The 15,628-nt window shown below is 41.9% G+C and carries 12 protein-coding genes, 1 tRNA gene and 1 pseudogene; 3 read left to right on the top strand and 11 right to left on the bottom strand.

Translation table 11 applies throughout. The features are described from left to right. The 5 genes and pseudogenes from IM485_RS07570 to IM485_RS07550 all read right to left on the bottom strand — a co-directional run. Positions 1-237 (bottom strand): annotated as a pseudogene (locus IM485_RS07570) (IS630-like element ISMae26 family transposase); the annotation flags it as partial. 403 nt (positions 238-640) lie between these two features. Continuing rightward, positions 641-3,163 (bottom strand): glycogen/starch/alpha-glucan phosphorylase, encoded by a 2,523-nt coding sequence (locus tag IM485_RS07565; protein ID WP_287742269.1) that lies wholly within the window; start codon positions 3,161-3,163, stop codon positions 641-643. 198 nt (positions 3,164-3,361) lie between these two features. Next, the gene (rbp, locus tag IM485_RS07560) at positions 3,362-3,655 is read right to left on the bottom strand and encodes an RNA-binding regulator (RefSeq protein ID WP_104397458.1); all 294 of its coding nucleotides are present in this window, start codon (positions 3,653-3,655) and stop codon (positions 3,362-3,364) included. Positions 3,656-4,135: 480 nt separating this feature from the next. Next, positions 4,136-4,429: an RNA-binding regulator gene (rbp, locus tag IM485_RS07555; RefSeq protein ID WP_104397457.1), complete on the bottom strand. Its 294-nt coding sequence runs from the start codon at positions 4,427-4,429 to the stop codon at positions 4,136-4,138. A 221-nt stretch (positions 4,430-4,650) separates the two neighbouring features. After that, the gene (locus IM485_RS07550; protein ID WP_002751490.1) at positions 4,651-4,905 is read right to left on the bottom strand and encodes a DUF3493 domain-containing protein; all 255 of its coding nucleotides are present in this window, start codon (positions 4,903-4,905) and stop codon (positions 4,651-4,653) included. 59 nt (positions 4,906-4,964) lie between these two features. On the opposite strand from IM485_RS07550, the gene IM485_RS07545 reads away from it, so the two are divergent. Beyond that, a tRNA-Thr gene (locus IM485_RS07545) sits at positions 4,965-5,036 on the top strand. 193 nt (positions 5,037-5,229) lie between these two features. On the opposite strand, the gene IM485_RS07540 is transcribed toward IM485_RS07545, so the two are convergent. The 6 genes from IM485_RS07540 to IM485_RS07515 all read right to left on the bottom strand — a co-directional run bounded on the left by IM485_RS07540 (position 5,230) and on the right by IM485_RS07515 (position 13,035). After that, on the bottom strand, positions 5,230-5,730 hold the full coding sequence (locus tag IM485_RS07540; protein WP_104397456.1) for a sll1618 family protein: 501 nt from the start codon (positions 5,728-5,730) through the stop codon (positions 5,230-5,232). Between the two features lie 38 nt (positions 5,731-5,768). Next, the gene (locus tag IM485_RS07535) at positions 5,769-6,749 is read right to left on the bottom strand and encodes a DUF4351 domain-containing protein (RefSeq protein ID WP_104397455.1); all 981 of its coding nucleotides are present in this window, start codon (positions 6,747-6,749) and stop codon (positions 5,769-5,771) included. Between the two features lie 900 nt (positions 6,750-7,649). Beyond that, complete coding sequence (locus IM485_RS07530; RefSeq protein ID WP_104397454.1) at positions 7,650-8,630, bottom strand: hypothetical protein; 981 nt, start codon at positions 8,628-8,630, stop codon at positions 7,650-7,652. A 78-nt stretch (positions 8,631-8,708) separates the two neighbouring features. Next, entirely contained in the window at positions 8,709-11,333 is a 2,625-nt protein-coding gene (locus IM485_RS07525) for a polyprenol monophosphomannose synthase (RefSeq protein ID WP_287742264.1), read from the bottom strand. A gap of 44 nt (positions 11,334-11,377) precedes the next feature. Then, a complete protein-coding gene (locus tag IM485_RS07520) occupies positions 11,378-12,505 on the bottom strand; it encodes a DegT/DnrJ/EryC1/StrS family aminotransferase (protein ID WP_287742262.1) in 1,128 nt (375 codons plus the stop codon). Continuing rightward, the gene (locus IM485_RS07515) at positions 12,502-13,035 is read right to left on the bottom strand and encodes a cupin domain-containing protein (RefSeq protein WP_104397451.1); all 534 of its coding nucleotides are present in this window, start codon (positions 13,033-13,035) and stop codon (positions 12,502-12,504) included. Before IM485_RS07515 ends, IM485_RS07520 begins: the two co-directional genes overlap by 4 nt. Before the next feature lie 361 nt (positions 13,036-13,396). Between IM485_RS07515 and IM485_RS07510 the strand changes: the two genes are divergently transcribed. Continuing rightward, the gene (locus IM485_RS07510; protein WP_287742260.1) at positions 13,397-14,902 is read left to right on the top strand and encodes a Ycf46 family AAA ATPase; all 1,506 of its coding nucleotides are present in this window, start codon (positions 13,397-13,399) and stop codon (positions 14,900-14,902) included. A gap of 12 nt (positions 14,903-14,914) precedes the next feature. Beyond that, entirely contained in the window at positions 14,915-15,427 is a 513-nt protein-coding gene (locus tag IM485_RS07505) for an SH3 domain-containing protein (protein WP_104397449.1), read from the top strand. The last annotated feature ends 201 nt before the right edge of the window (positions 15,428-15,628 follow it).

Genomic DNA, 15,628 nt, shown 5'->3' with positions numbered 1-15,628 from the left:
ATTGTTAGCTTCGATGATTTCTATTAAAATTATCAGTTGTTCACTATTTAACTTGGTTGGCGGACTTCCCCCTTGCGGACGAGGACGGATATCTCCTGTTTCTTTATGTTGCTTCAATAACTTCTGAATAAAGCTTTTAGCCACGTCAAATCTCTGGGCTAGTCCTCGAATGGAAATTTTTTCTTTCTTCCAGACATCGATAATTTTTTGGCGAAAATCCACGGAATAGGGTCTCATAGGAAGCTGGTAAGTTTTATTATTTGTCTATTTGCTTTCCATTGTACCTCATAGCTCCAAGAATTGCTATATTAAGCTCAACATATATAGCGTTTCTGATTCACAAGAGGTACATTCCCGATCCTGAACAGCTTAATCAGCAAAGGTTTAAGTGTGCCGCACAGATGCGAGAACCGCTATATTTAAAAAGTTGGCGGTCACTTCTCACTTTACCTGATAGTGATCGCTTTTGCTTTTGATATTCTGATGGGAGAATGTAACAGCCCTACCCTTGATAAGGGGGGAAACTGATAGTTTTTAACACCTAACTACTTAAATTTTATCGTTTTCACAAAGCATTTTGGGGGCGACGGTTCCAGAATTCGGGCTAGTCAAAGACTAAACCCGAACTTGACCGAGTTTTTTAATCCTCTAAACTAATCTTGACCGGATTAACTTTCCAAATCTCTTGACAATATTCCCAGATCGTGCGATCGCTAGAGAATTTAGCCATGCGAACCGAGTTAAGAATCGACATCCGCGTCCACTTGTCCCGATCGCGATAAGCTTCACTTACCTGTTCCTGACAATCAGCGTAGGATTGATAATCAGCTAAAAGCATATACTGGTCATCGTAGAGGAGAGAATCAACGATCGGCCTGAATAATTCCGTGTCACCATGGCTAAAATAACCACTCTTAATTCGATCGATCACTCCCTTCAATTCGCGATTATTTTTGTAATAGCTCATCGGTTCATAACCGTGGGCTTTCTTAGCATAAACTTCTTCTGCTGTCAAGCCAAAAAGGAAGAAATTTTCTGCCCCTGCTTCCTCGCGAATTTCGATATTAGCGCCGTCCAGAGTCCCGATGGTGAGGGAGCCATTCATGGCAAACTTCATATTACCAGTTCCGGAAGCTTCCTTACCCGCCGTAGAAATCTGTTCGGAAAGATCCGCCGCCGGATAGATGCGTTGACCCAAAGAAACGTTAAAGTTAGGCAGGAAAACCAATTTTAAACGACCTCTGACATCAGGATCCTTATTCACAATTTCAGCCACAGCATTAGTTAACTTAATAATTAACTTCGCCATAAAGTAGCCGGGGGCTGCTTTACCACCAAAGATAAAAGTGCGCGGCACAATATCGATCTGAGGGTTCTGTTTAATGCGATTATAAAGGGCGATAATGTGCAGAACTGCCAGATGTTGGCGTTTGTATTCGTGAATCCGTTTTACCTGCACATCGAAAATCGAATTAACATCCACCTCGATATTGCGAGTTTTCAGCATATAAGCCGCTAAATCAGCCTTATTCGCCTGTTTAATTTCATACCAACGCTGACGGAATTCAGGATCATCAAGGTATTGTTCCAGTTTTCGCAATTCCTTCAGGTCTTTTAACCAATTATCGCCGATTTTTTCGGTAAATAGTGCCGATAATTGGGGATTGCTCAATAAAATCCACCGGCGCGGGGTGACACCATTGGTTTTATTGTAGAATTTTTCTGGCCAGAGCATGGCAAACTCTTTCAGGGTGTCTTTTTGCAGTAACTCCGTGTGTAAGGCAGCGACTCCGTTAATTGAGTGACTACCCACACAGGCTAAATTAGCCATGCGAATTTGTTTATTACCCCAACCAGCTTCTTCAACTATCGACAATTTGCCCAATAGTTCCTCGTTATCGGGAAACCAAGTCCGCACATCGTCGAGGAAAAAGTGATTGATCAGGTAGATAATTTCTAGATGTCGGGGCAGCAATTTCCCGATCAGATCCGCCGACCAACGTTCTAGGGCTTCTGGCAATAGGGTATGATTGGTATAAGCGAAGGTTTTTTGGGTAATTGCCCAAGCTTTTGACCATTCTAAGCCGTTTTCATCCACTAACAAACGCATTAACTCAGCGATCGCAATGGCGGGGTGAGTGTCGTTCAGTTGAATAGCGGCGGTTTCGTGGAAATTTTGCAGATTTTTGTGGCTTTTTAGGTGAATGCGAATTAAATCTTGCAGGGAAGCGGCCACAAAAAAGTATTGTTGGGCGAGACGTAATTCGCGACCGGCGGGGGTGTTATCGTTGGGATAAAGGACTTTAGAAATGGTTTCCGCGTCCATTTTTTCAGCCACGGATTGATCGTATAACCCGGCGTTAAAAGCCTCAAAATTAAACGATTCACTCGCTTCTGCTTTCCAGAGACGCAAAGCATTAACCGTGTTGGTTTTGTAACCCGGGACGGGGGTATCGTGGGGAATGGCTAAAACCCGACGTTCCGGCAGCCATTGTACCCGTTCCTGTCCCTTATCATCGTGATAGATTTCCGTCCGGCCACCCAGTTTTACTTCCACACTTTCATCGGGACGGGGTAATTCCCAAGGATTGCCGAAGCGTAGCCAGTTATCGGGGATTTCCACCTGCCAACCGTCTTGGATCATTTGATGGAAAATGCCAAATTCGTAGCGGATACCGTAGCCGATGGCGGGAATTTCCAAGGAAGCGAGAGAATCAAGGAAACAAGCCGCTAAACGCCCTAAACCGCCGTTGCCGAGGCCGGGATCCGGTTCCTGTTCGATAATTTCCTCAAAATCAAGACCTAATTCCTCGATCATCTCTTTGATTAGGTCGTAAATACCCAAATTAGCGAGATTATTACCTAAATACCGCCCCATGAGAAATTCGGCGGAGAAATAGCAGACGAGTTTAACTTTTTCTTGTTTGTAGGTGTCGGTGGATTTCAGAAAACGACGCAGCAGGCGATCGCGAACGGTGTAGGCAAGGGCGACATAGTAATTGTAGGGACTGGCATTAGTGCGGTTAACCCCTTGCAAATAAAATAGATTGTCCAGAAAAGCCCGTTTTAGGGTTTCGGGACTCATGCCCGTGCGATCATCTTCAACTAAAGTGGGGCATTGAAGTGCTTCACGCCCATCAGCTAGGCTAGAGGTTGTCTCCATGGGTTTTTGTTGTCCATATATTCGGGAGTCGATCGCCGATCAGACCTGATGACGATATCCTTTATAGTTTACTTGTTACCTTTTGGAGAGACTCAGACATTTAGATTTCTATTGGTTTTGACGGGAGCAGCGATCGTAATTGCCGACAAAAAAAGGGTGAACCCTGTCCACCCTTCCACAATTACTCACAAAAAAAGCTTAATAGCGTTTTTTTCTGTCACTACCACCACCATTGAAGGGTGCGCGCTCCTCACGCTCGCGGGCTTCGTTAACTTTAATTGATCGCCCCATCCATTCAGCACCATCCAGTGCCTCAATTGCGGCACCTTCCTGGGCTTTATTTTCCATTTCCACGAAGGCAAAACCGCGTGGGCGGCCTGTCTCTTTGTCAACGGGAATATGAACCCTTTGAACGTTGCCGTACTCTTTAAAGACCTCGACCAGATCATCTTGGGAAATGTCGTAAGAGAGATTACCAACAAAAATAGACATAATACTTGAATCCTCGATCAATACTCGAAACGGTGTGGAGACACAAAATTCAGGGAGAAGCCGAACAATACTAAAGTAAAAGACTTACCGGATTAATACTGGAAACGAACTTGAACACTAATCTTGACTCTTGCCTCGATCATAACACAGAAAGAGTCGATCGCCGATCAGAATCTGATGACGATATTCCTTATAGTTTACTTGGGGTTTGCTGAATAAATCTCAAAACCTTGTTAGATAAGGTTTTTAGACTTTTTTTACCTCAAAAAGTGCTGATACTTGGAGTGATCGGGGGTAAAATTCAGGTACTTTTTCCCTGAAAATTAGGTAACTGACCCCCTGAAAATGGGTAAAACCCCACACCCCACACCCCACACCCCACACCCTGCCCCCACGAAAAACTTTTTGCCGCAAACCCTAATTAACGACAAAAAAAGGGTGAACCCTGTCCACCCTCCCACAATTATTTACAAAAAAAGCTTAATAGCGTTTTTTTCTGTCACTACCACCACCATTGAAGGGCGTGCGCTCTTCACGATCGCGGGCCTGGTTAACTTTAATTGATCGCCCCATCCAGTCAGCACCATCCAGTGCCTCAATTGCGGCGGTTTCCTGGCCTTTACTTACCATTTCCACGAAGGCGAAACCGCGTTTGCGGCCTGTCTCTTTGTCAACGGGGACATGAACCCTTTTAACCTCGCCGTAGTCTTTAAAGACATCGACCAGATCTTCTTGGGAAATCTCGTAAGAGAGATTACCAACAAAAATAGACATAATACTTGAATCCTCGAACAATACTCGAAACGGTGTGGAGACACAAAATTCAGGGAGAAGCCGAACAATACTAAAGTAAAAGACTTACCGAGTTAATACTGAAAACGAACTTGAACACCAATCTTGACTCTCGGCTCGATCATAACACGAAAAGACTGGAGTTAATGTTAACTTTTATTCTTCAGGGGAAGAGACTGTTTTGGCTATCGGTGGCTACTCCCTCAACCGCCAGCTTTTTTCTCCCGACGAAATAACCAAATCATCAGGGCCACCACACCGATTTGTAGGGCAAAATTGGGTAAGGCGGTGGCTACGTCCCTGCCTGCCGCTAATTGGGCTAGAAAAACCACCGCACCGATAAAACCAGAAGCACCTAAACCGAGATAGATAAACTGCCGCAGACCTCGGTAGGGATTAGCCGCTTCCTCTTTCAAGCGGGCGTATTTTTGGGGATCGAGTCGAGGGGATTTGCTCATAAAAAAATCTTTCTAGCTTTGTATCTATTGTCCGTGATATAATCGGAAACTGGCAATGTGCCGATGTAGCTCAGTGGTAGAGTAGTTGATTCGTAATCAATTGGTCGTGGGTTCAAATCCCATCATCGGCTTGGGGTTTTACCTCCCGGAAGTTGACTAGGAAATACCGAACTCCGGCTGAATAAATCCAAAAAGCTTGTTGGATAAGACTTTTAGACTTTTTGGCCATCCAAAAGTGCCAGACCCTGTATTGATCGGAATGGGCAAAACCCCACACCCCACACCCTGCCCCCACCAACCAACTTTTCCAGCAAACCCTAGTTACTAAAGAAAAGGTTGAATAATTTCTGCGATCGCTTGACGCTGGCAATCGTCATATCCCCAGCGTTCTAGAAAGGCTTGATATTCTCCTTGTCCTGTGTTTAAACTGGTGGCTAATTGTTGTAATTTTTCCGCCAAGGACTGCGATAATAACTGCTTAATTAGTTGACCAGTTTTTTCTTGGACTTTCTCAGAACCTTGGGCGTTTGCTTCGTCTCCTTGACTGCGATGATAGATGACCATTGCCGTGGACATAGCCAGATTTTTAACTAATAATTCATTCACCAATATCGGGGAAGTTTTTAAAGCGGTGATTACCTCCAAACTAGGATGTTCTGTATAGGGTAAATCGCTGGTTAAATAAGTAACAAAAAATCCTCTAGCTCCATTTTCTGTTGAGACTAGATCGGTAATTTTTTCAGTGATTATATTGGCATCTAAAAACTCAATTTGACTTAGTAAATCTTGAGTTTCTTGGATAGCATTTTCAAAAGTTATAACCATAATATAAATAGCCTTCTGTGAAGTTTAAGAGAAAAATACTAAGCATCTAAAGCATTTAACCAATTAGTTAAATCCTCCAATGTCGAAAAATCCAATAAAGCTTCCCCCACTCTTTCTAGATCATCAATAGTCAAGGTCATAATCCGACTCTCTAGAGCCACATCAATAGCTCCTAACTTACGTTTAATCAGACGAATAATTAGATTTCTTTCTCTTGCTAAACCCTGTTCTAAACCCTGTTCTAAACCCTGTTCTAAACCCTGTTCTAAACCCTGTTCTAAACCCTGTTCTAAACCGCGGCGCATCCAACTGGTGGTAATCTGCATAACTCCCTCCTGTTCGGGTTGAATAAATGTGCTAATCTCCTGTTGAAATTCTATCTCCTCGGACGAGTTGAGATTGAGATAGGTATCGACAAAGCCTGAAATCAATTGCATTCTAGCGGCATCTAATCTTAATGTTACCAATAATCTTAGACATTGTGCCTTAACTTTTGCCCTATCCCGAGGGGCAATTTTCATCTTGGCCATCAAAGCGGCGGCGACGGGATTAGCTTGATTGAGAAAATCCCGCCAATTCAAGCGATTTAACTGGACAACTTGATAGTTAAATTCTAACACTTTCAAGTCGGGAAACGCAATTTTATATTGACGAATTGCTTCTTTTTGCGGACGCTCATAGGAAAATATGACAATCGGATAAACTGGTAAGGCAAATTTTTGATGCAGACGAGCGAAATAAGTAAACATTCGCCGATTAAATTCTGGTTGAGAGCTAGACTGTGCTTCTAGATGAATTAAGAAAAATGATGATTGTCCTCGAAATTGAACTTGGGCGACTAAATCACTTTCATACTTTTCTCCTTCCGTGACATCGGTAAAGACTTCTTTGTCTAAAAATGTGATCTGATTAGGCTCTAAATAATTAATAATATCAGGAAAAAACAACTGAATAAATTCAACAAAAAAAGTCGCAATTAATTCCTTAAATAAACGATCATGGTCAATAACATTATTCATACATAATAATTGCAAACGGGGAATCTTTCAGCTTATCTTCATATTCTAGTAATTATAAGGGTTTTACCCAATGATTAGCACTAGGAGGCAAAGAAATTAAATCCTAGATATTACCTTCTATAGTAGCACAAATTTGAGCGAGGGGTAATAGCAAATCCTGTTATCATACTAAATCCGTTGAGTATAGGCTACTTATTAGGACAGGCAAAAGGCAAAAGGTAAGAGGCAACAGGGGGAATAAATAATCAGTCTTTAATAACCGGATTTAGTATCATAAGAAGAGTAAGGACGAGGAGATAAAATGCCCAAAAAAGCCTACTTAGCCGCACATCCAAGTTCAGAGCAAATGAAAGATAGATATAAAGCAAGTCAAGATTCGGTGGCAACAAAAGATGGCACTGGTTAGGTAAAATATCTTGAGGATCGACAATCAAAAATGCGGCAGTAGCTCTCGGATTAGATCATCAATATAGTTTTAAAATTATGGTTCTTCGTTACTTGGTATGGTTCGATCAGGGGGCAGAAATCGGCCAAATCCTTATCTGGCAAAAGACTTAATTGATTAGCTCTTTCTAGATTGAAAACAATTGGCAAAAATCGAAGCAATGTCTTTCTATATAAGGGTTTCACTCCTTATAACTCCCGTCCATTGCATAACACAAACCGAAGAACCAAAATTATCAAAAGCTTTAATGAATTAGGAAAAGAAGGAGTTAAAATCTCAAGAAAAAGAGTCAGGAACATCCGAGAGGAAAAGAACCTTTATTGAAGGAAGAACAATTCCAAAAAATAAAATTGAATAAATTCAGGGAAATTTACGGTAATTTTGCCGGTTAAATCAATTCCCTGCTATCTCCATCCCAAATTGCTGCTAGTACAAAAGTTTTATCTAATTTTCAATTATCGATTGAGAATAGAAATAATTCGATGATTTTGAGTAGTTTTTCCCTGAATTATAGGACGCAGTTGTTGCACCAGTTCCCTAGAGCGTCTTATTCTTGCTTCTGGTAATAAATGCTCATGGGTATCGGCAAATAAACTAGAATCTGTTTGCAGATTAAGAGTTTTTGGATTGTAGATTAAAGGCACTATATTAGACAATTCTTCAATAGTTTTTTTAACATTTTTGACAGTAGTTTCATCGGTCTTAGCATAAACCCAAGAGAGAGAAACTACTAAATCAGCACCTTTAGCTTTTAACTCCTCTTGAAATTGAGCGATGCGTTTGAGGGAGTGTTGAGAAACAGGTCGATCAAATGTTCTAGCCCACCATTTACCTGTACGATGTTTGACTACGGTAGGATCTCCTTTTTCTGTGATTGGATCTGATAAATAACCCCTAGCTTTTCCTGTTTGTATAACATCAACAGCAGTTTTTACTATAGCGCGTAAACTAGGAACTCCCATTAACCAAGTCTCGGAAACTAATTGTTCTAAGGGTATATTTCCTAAACCAGGTTTTCCAATGGCAACACTAAAGGGAACGGAACCAAATAAACCATCACCGTAACCAATACCATCATCATCCAGTAACATCAAATATTCAGGAATGAGAACTACTATATCCCCCGGACGTACCTGTTCTAAAATAATTGGGCAGATGACATTTAATCCCAAATCTCCCTGTAAACCAAAGTTAAAAACTGGGATTTTTAGTTCTTGTTCTAGGAATTGAGAGTTAATACTATAATTTACCCCCGACCCCCCCGCAAAAATTATTCGTCTCGGTGCATCTATCTGCTTGGCAAAAGAGGCTTTTTGTTCGTACATTTGTAGGAGCCACTTTAATTCACCACCGTAGTGTACGTTATAAAAAAAACCCAAAGACCAGGCCACACCAACGGTAGCTAACCAAGGCCAAAAAGTAAACATTTTCTTCATAACTTTAGCTCCTAGAGTTGAACAATTAGAGGATAACTACAGAATCACTAATTCTAGTTCAAAAAAGAGATGATTGTCTTATCTTTCTTGCCACAATTGCCAAATAGTCGCCACATATTTCCGTCCTTTTGACAAATAATCCAAGAGATTAATTCCAGTTTTACTCTCACCATAAATGCGGGGAACGCAAAGATAAGGAACTTCCACTAACTTATAACCCAAACGATTGGCACGGGTTAATAAATCAATGCAATATTCTCCATAATCTCCCTTTAAGCGAATTTTTTCTAAAACCTGAGAACGAACGGCAATAAAACCACTGGTATAGTCGTGAACTTGATTGCCTAGCATCACGATGGCCATGCGATTAATAATCCAGCTTAACATCCGGGCCATCAGTCCGTGGGCAACATCATCACCCCCCGGAATCCAACGAGAACCTAGGGCCATATCAGCTTTTTTAGCTCGAATCGCTGTGATTAATTGGGGCACATCTTCTGGAGGCATAGACAAATCACAATCCATCCAAGTAATAATTTTAGCCCCATACAGATTAATTGCGTCGTCAATACCTCTCTGTAGAGCCGAAGTTAACCCTTTCTCGTCGATTCTGCGACACAAAATTACCCCCGATTGGAATTGCGAATCTTGGGGAGGAGTGGGATATTGTTTGGCTAAATCTTCTACTATCTGCCAAGTTTCATCGGGAGAATTATCATCCACCACTAGCACTAAATAAGGACTAGGAACACTAGCTAGTAAACGTTCAATTAATTGACTAATATTATCTCGCTCGTTATAAGTGGGTAAAATCGTACAGACTAAATCATTAGCTGCTGGAGTAATTGTGGGCTTATACTCAGATTTTTGGGCTAGTAAACCTGTCTCAGAAGCAGATATAACTATTTCATAGAAAGGATACTTACCAATGATTCCAGAGCGATTTATGCCAATTTGAAACTTTTGTCCATCTTGGCTAAATTCCATTTCTTCCGGTGGGGATTGTAAGAGTTGACAAGAGCGATAGGGATAGCAAACGTAGGGAAAACTAGACAATCCTTGACTGACTAATTCTTGGCATAGTTTAACCATGGCTTGACTATCTTCCACGCGGAAGAAAGTTTTTTGTTTCTCCAGACCAAAACCTAAAACTTGTGCCGCATATTGATGAGAAAAGACAACAATAGAATTAGGATTCTCTTCTATGCTTTTGATGGCTGACGCTATCCCCTGGTGGGTTTTATAGAAAAATTGTCCACCTTGATAAATGTTTTTATAGACACCTATTGCCATTAAGATTAGCAGTAAAACCCAACTTCCCTTGGCTACAAAAACTTCTTGGTTCGCTCCTATAATTTTTACTTGTTCCACCGTTAATAAGGTAACAAAGGGGATAAGAGGCAATAAATATCTCGGTCCCCATTGTTTCCCTCCCACCATGACTTCTCCTGGTGCAATATCGACCAAACAAGACACCCCTACTGTGTAGATCAAATAGAGAGCATAGACAAAAAGCATTTGTTTATCTAGAGATATATTGGCGATGTCAAATAGATAACAACTGGCTAAAAGTATCAGGAAGTAAATTATATTGTCCTTGACTAACGCCTTGGTTTTGAGCATTCCTTGCCAGCGAAGATTGACGAGAACAGCCAAGATGATAATCGCCGTGACACTAATTAAAGTGACGGGAATATCCTTGGCAAAATTCAATTGTTGACCGCTCCAAGTGAGCAAGTAAGCTAAGGGAATTATACAGATAGGAAAATGCAGCAAAAAAGAGCTATTCAACTGATAAAAACTGGTCAGGGCTTCTTGAATACGTTTTTTCCAAGAAAACTCCTCAAGGACTAACAGAGCGTGAACTCCTAGAAAACGATTATAAATTAACTTATTGCACAACCACAGTAAAAACACACTAACAATCATGCCTAGCACAAAACTAAAAGCTATTAGATTAGTTAGCAGAAATTCAGAAAAATTAAGATTTTTCTCCGTTGAATACCAAGCAAAAATTGAGGTTTGTTCTGGAGTTAAACCTAAGAAAACTAATAAAGTTAAAGTTGCCACTAGGGCCAGACATTCGGAGCGGAACCATACTGATAAACCCACTATAAATCCGCCTAATAAATTGGGCAGCCAGCCACTATTAGCTGTATCGGGTAGAAAAAAAGCGATAACAATTCCCAAAAATCCTAAAGTAACAGCGAGGGTATGTTCACAATATATGGCACTGTATAGAGTTAAGGGCGAAGCAAAAATCAAAATAACTAATCCCAAAAGACTCCCCCAACTGTCTAGGGAAAAAGCGGGAATTGCTCTCGAAAAACTGAGCCACAATACCCAAATTGATAGGAGGGGAATCAAGTAAAACCCACGATAACCCCAAAGTTTATAAAAAAGGGAAGTTAGCAAAGAGAATGGAAAAGGAAAAGAGATATAATAACGTTGATTTAAGTAGTAAACAAAAGGGGGGCGATAAGTGTATAAACCCTCTTGCCAAAGACGAGTAACCCAAGCTTCTGCGCGCTCAACTAAGTCAAATCGCCATTGACCACTACTTAGCTGACGAGCTAGTAAAGCTTTCAGCGCCCCATCGCCATTAAAAAAAACATCCTTGGGAACTGAAATACATAGATATAGGGAATAAAAGCAACCAGCGGCAATTACTACCCAAGATAAAAATTCCGTGCCAATTATCATAAAAGTCGGTTTTTATTCAAAAAATTTTCATCAATTTTTCATCCCTACTCAGCCTCAGCAAAAACTTGCTGAACTGCTTGGGCCACTCGCTCAATTTGCTCGTCCGTGAGAGCTAAACCGCTAGGCAGATAAAAACCTCTGCGTGCCAGTCTTTCAGCCACGGGACAGGAAACATTTTGCAATAATCCCATTTTGTGAAATACCGGTTGTTCGTGCATACACCAGAAAAAAGGACGCGTACCAATCTGATGTTCTTTGAGGCGTTTCATCGCTTCCATAGCATCAAAGTTAACCTCATCTTTGAGAACAACACCATAAACCCAATAAATATTTTCGGCATAATCAGTTTGAGGTAGAGGCAATTCTAGACAGGGGATATTTTGCAATAATTCCCTGTAGCGTCTGCCCATTTTTCTCTTGCGCTGGACAAAAGTTTCTAGCTGTTCTAATTGTGCTAAACCCACTGCCGCTTGCAGATTAGTCATCCTCAGATTCCAGCCCAGTTCTTCGTGAATAAAACGTCGTTGGGGCTGAAAATATAAATTTCTCAGGGAACGACAACGCTCAAAAATATCCTCTTGGTTGGTGACAATCATGCCCCCTTCCCCAGTGGTAATATGTTTGTTGGAATAGAAACTAAAGATACTGATATCACCGAAACTACCACAGGGTTTACCTTGATAGGTTTGACCGTGCATTTCCGCCGCATCTTCAATAATTTTTAAACCGTATTTTTGAGCTAATTCTAAAACTGGAGTCATTGCCACTGGTAATCCGTAGATATGAACCACCATTATCGCTTTAGTGCGGGGCGTGATTTTTGCCTCTATCTGTCCGATATCCATGTTCCAAGTCTGCGCTTCGCAGTCCACCACCACGGGAATCGCCCCGGCCTTGACAATGGCAGCCCCGCAGGAAATGATGGTAAAAGTGGGGAGAATCACTTCATCCCCCGAACCAATTCCTAAAGCGACGATGGCCGCTTCTAAGGCCATAGAAGCATTGCACACGGAAACGGCATACTTTCGCCCAACAGCGAGGGCAAAATTTTCTTCAAACTTCTGAACGAAGGGACCTTCCGAAGAAATCCAACCGCTATCAATACATTCGTTAAGATACTGTTTTTCCTTGCCCGCAAGTAGTGGCTCATTGACGGGAATAAAGCTACTCATGCCATCTCTGCTCCCGCCATTTTAACCACGGTTTCCTCAATTCCTGTAAAGCGAGTTTTATCCTGATTACCAACGTAGGGACCTTGTTTTACTTCAATCATTTCTACTTCTTCTAAGACTTGGAAACCATGACCACCTTGTACCAATAAAACCACATCCCCATCTCTCAAGATATGACTTTCTAGATATTGTTGGTCGTCATCATAGAAATCTACCCGCAGTTTTCCTCTTTTGATAATTAAGACTTCCTGGGTAAAAAATACTTCCCGTTGTACTTTGTTATGAACGTGGGGCATAATACTTTTTCCCGTCGGGTGTCTCATATAGGCCAACTGTTGGGAAAAATCATCGGGAGTTAGAAAATGAATCCCCTCTTGGTTAAACTCTCGTCGGAGAATTATCGCTAAAACTTTACCATCTTTTGTGATTTGAGAAATTGGCAAAGAGTTAAATTGACTTTCTGGCTTATTTTTCTGATTTTGTCGCCGGAGAAAATCTAAAGATAAAAAGTCTGAAGCTAGTTTAAACATGAATTTAACCCCCCTAGGGAATGGTTGTGAGAAAGGCTGAAATTAATTGACGGTATAGAAGCTGTGAACCAGTGACTAACTTTTGTCACTCCCGGTAGGCTAACTTAATTAGCTAAAGCTTAATCTAATTAACACGATGTTAATTTAGTTAACAGAAGGTTAATTGCGACTAAGGCGAGACTATTATACCATACATTTGAGAAAATACAAGCGTAAATTTGTTTTTTTAAAATCTTTTTATAGACGAGCTTGGCTTATTTTAAAATGCAGCCCAGCTTACCTACCATCGTTATTTGACTGACGGCTAACTGCTATATTTTGTGATGACGATATAAATAGCAAAAACTATAGACGAATAGCTATGAGCTTTGGTGAAGAATTTCAATTACTGCTGCGGGCCCGCTATCCTCTCATTTATGTTAGCACCTTAGAAGAAGAACGTCTCGAAAAAGCGATCGCCGATATTGCCAAACAGAGCAATAACCGTGCTGTCTATGTCTGGGATTTTGTGGATGGTTATCAAGATAATCCCAATAATGAGAACTTTGCTCGGCGTAATCCCCTGCAAGCTCTTGAATTCGTCGAAAAGCTGCCGACTAACATCGCCGCCATCATAATCTTACGGGATTTCCAGCGCTTTTTAGAAGATATTGCCATCGCCAGAAAATTGCGAAATCTTGCCCGTTCCCTGAAATCTCAGCCCAAAAACCTAATTATCGTCGCTCCTGAACTGTCTATCCCCTCGGATCTAACCGAAGTAATCACCGTCGTCGATTTTCCCCTCCCCAGTGGCGAAGAAATTAAACAGGAAATCCAGCGATTAATCGCCGCCACCGGACAACCCGTCAAAGAACCACTCCTCGATGAATTAGTGCTTTCTGCCCAAGGATTATCCCTAGAGAGAATTCGTCGGGTTTTGGCCAAATGTTTAGCCAGTCACGGCAAAATTGAGCCAGAGGACGTGGAATTAATTTTGGCAGAAAAACGCCAATCGATTCGTCAAACCCAGATATTAGACTTTTATCCCGCCACAGAGCAGATTTCTGACATCGGGGGACTAGATAATCTCAAAGACTGGCTGATTCGTCGCGGTGGTGCCTTTAGTGAACGCGCCCGCGCCTACGGTTTACCCAATCCCAGGGGTTTACTATTGGTGGGAATTCAAGGGACGGGTAAATCCCTGACAGCGAAAGCTATTTCCCATCATTGGCACTTACCCCTACTACGTCTAGACGTGGGGCGTTTATTTGGCGGATTGGTGGGAGAATCGGAATCACGCACCCGTCAGATGATTAATCTCGCCGAAGCTTTAGCTCCCTGTGTGCTGTGGATAGACGAAATTGATAAAGCTTTCGCCGGAGTGGATGGGAAAGGCGACGGAGGAACCACCGGGCGGGTTTTCGGGACTTTTATCACTTGGTTAGCCGAGAAACAATCGCCGGTTTTTGTCGTCGCTACAGCTAATAACATCCAATCTCTGCCCCCGGAAATGTTGCGAAAAGGACGCTTCGATGAGATATTTTTTGTCGGACTACCTAGCCAAAAGTCCCGCGAGGAGATTTTTAGCGTTCATCTGGGGAAAGTCCGGCCCCATAATCTAAAAAGTTATGATATAAAGCGACTAGCCTACGAAACTCCCGATTTTTCGGGGGCAGAAATCGAACAAACCATCGTGGAAGCGATGCACATCGGTTTTAGTCAAAATCGCGACTTTAGCACCGATGATGTGCTTGAGGCCGCTAGTCAGATTATACCCCTGGCTCGCACTGCTCAAGAACAGATCCAGTTTCTACAGGATTGGGCTAAGTCCGGTAAAGCTCGTTTAGCCTCTCGCGATGATCGTTTTAATGTTAATCCTAACAGTTAATTTAGCACCAATATGAAGCGTTTATCTGGTTTATTGCAATTTATGGTCGGCTTTGTCCTGGGAGTGGTCATTTTAGTCGGTGGGGCTACTGCTGTCGCCTATATGCTTCTCTCTGGCATGAATTCTAATCCTCCTAAACCCGTCTTTACCGAGGAGAAAAAAGAGGAAACTAAGGAGGAAAAAGCTGCTAAACCCATCCCTACTACTCCCGTCCAAGAACAACCGCAAGCTGAGGTGAAAGAGTCTCCCACAGCTGCACCAGCACCAAAAGCTGCCCCGAAACCCAGTCCCGAAGCAAGTAAAAAAGAAACCACATCCGAGGGTTATCAAGCGCGGGTGACATGGCAAAGCGGTTTAAGTTTGCGCTCTGAACCTACCAGTGAATCGACTCGTCTCGGCGGTCTGGATTATAATACTAAAGTCAGTGTGGTGGGAACCAGCAGCGATGGCCAATGGCATCGTGTGCGTCTGTCCGATGGTCGCGAAGGTTGGATTAAAGCGGGTAATATTTCCAGAGTCGAGTAAATATTTAGAAGGGTTAGGTTTTCTAAATCTACCCCTTTCCTTAATCAGTAATTGGACAAAGTTATACCATTTTTCAAAAAGTATGTCATACTTGGTAAAGGTATAGTTTGTGTGGTAAAAAGGCAATGAGTGGAGTCCCTAATATTAATGTTGCTGAGTCAGTAGAAGACTTAAAATCCTTGTTGAAGCAACAAGTAACCT

Source organism: Microcystis sp. M169S2, from assembly GCF_020245865.1.
GTDB classification, from domain to species: domain Bacteria; phylum Cyanobacteriota; class Cyanobacteriia; order Cyanobacteriales; family Microcystaceae; genus Microcystis; species Microcystis ichthyoblabe_A.
The sequence above is the reverse complement of the archived record's forward strand: the minus strand, read 5'-3'. Positions and strand labels throughout refer to the sequence as shown.

What these genes read in the sequence shown, in the direction of transcription:
- IM485_RS07565 (WP_287742269.1), bottom strand. Translation starts at nt 3,163, where the DNA reads ATGGAGACAACCTCTAGCCTAGCTGATGGGCGTGAAGCACTTCAATGC.
- IM485_RS07525 (WP_287742264.1), bottom strand. Translation starts at nt 11,333, where the DNA reads ATGATAATTGGCACGGAATTTTTATCTTGGGTAGTAATTGCCGCTGGT.
- IM485_RS07520 (WP_287742262.1), bottom strand. Translation starts at nt 12,505, where the DNA reads ATGAGTAGCTTTATTCCCGTCAATGAGCCACTACTTGCGGGCAAGGAA.
- IM485_RS07510 (WP_287742260.1), top strand. Translation starts at nt 13,397, where the DNA reads ATGAGCTTTGGTGAAGAATTTCAATTACTGCTGCGGGCCCGCTATCCT.
- IM485_RS07515 (WP_104397451.1), bottom strand. Translation starts at nt 13,035, where the DNA reads ATGTTTAAACTAGCTTCAGACTTTTTATCTTTAGATTTTCTCCGGCGA.
- IM485_RS07505 (WP_104397449.1), top strand. Translation starts at nt 14,915, where the DNA reads ATGAAGCGTTTATCTGGTTTATTGCAATTTATGGTCGGCTTTGTCCTG.
- IM485_RS07535 (WP_104397455.1), bottom strand. Translation starts at nt 6,749, where the DNA reads ATGAATAATGTTATTGACCATGATCGTTTATTTAAGGAATTAATTGCG.
- rbp (WP_104397458.1), bottom strand. Translation starts at nt 3,655, where the DNA reads ATGTCTATTTTTGTTGGTAATCTCTCTTACGACATTTCCCAAGATGAT.
- rbp (WP_104397457.1), bottom strand. Translation starts at nt 4,429, where the DNA reads ATGTCTATTTTTGTTGGTAATCTCTCTTACGAGATTTCCCAAGAAGAT.
- IM485_RS07550 (WP_002751490.1), bottom strand. Translation starts at nt 4,905, where the DNA reads ATGAGCAAATCCCCTCGACTCGATCCCCAAAAATACGCCCGCTTGAAA.
- IM485_RS07530 (WP_104397454.1), bottom strand. Translation starts at nt 8,630, where the DNA reads ATGAAGAAAATGTTTACTTTTTGGCCTTGGTTAGCTACCGTTGGTGTG.
- IM485_RS07540 (WP_104397456.1), bottom strand. Translation starts at nt 5,730, where the DNA reads ATGGTTATAACTTTTGAAAATGCTATCCAAGAAACTCAAGATTTACTA.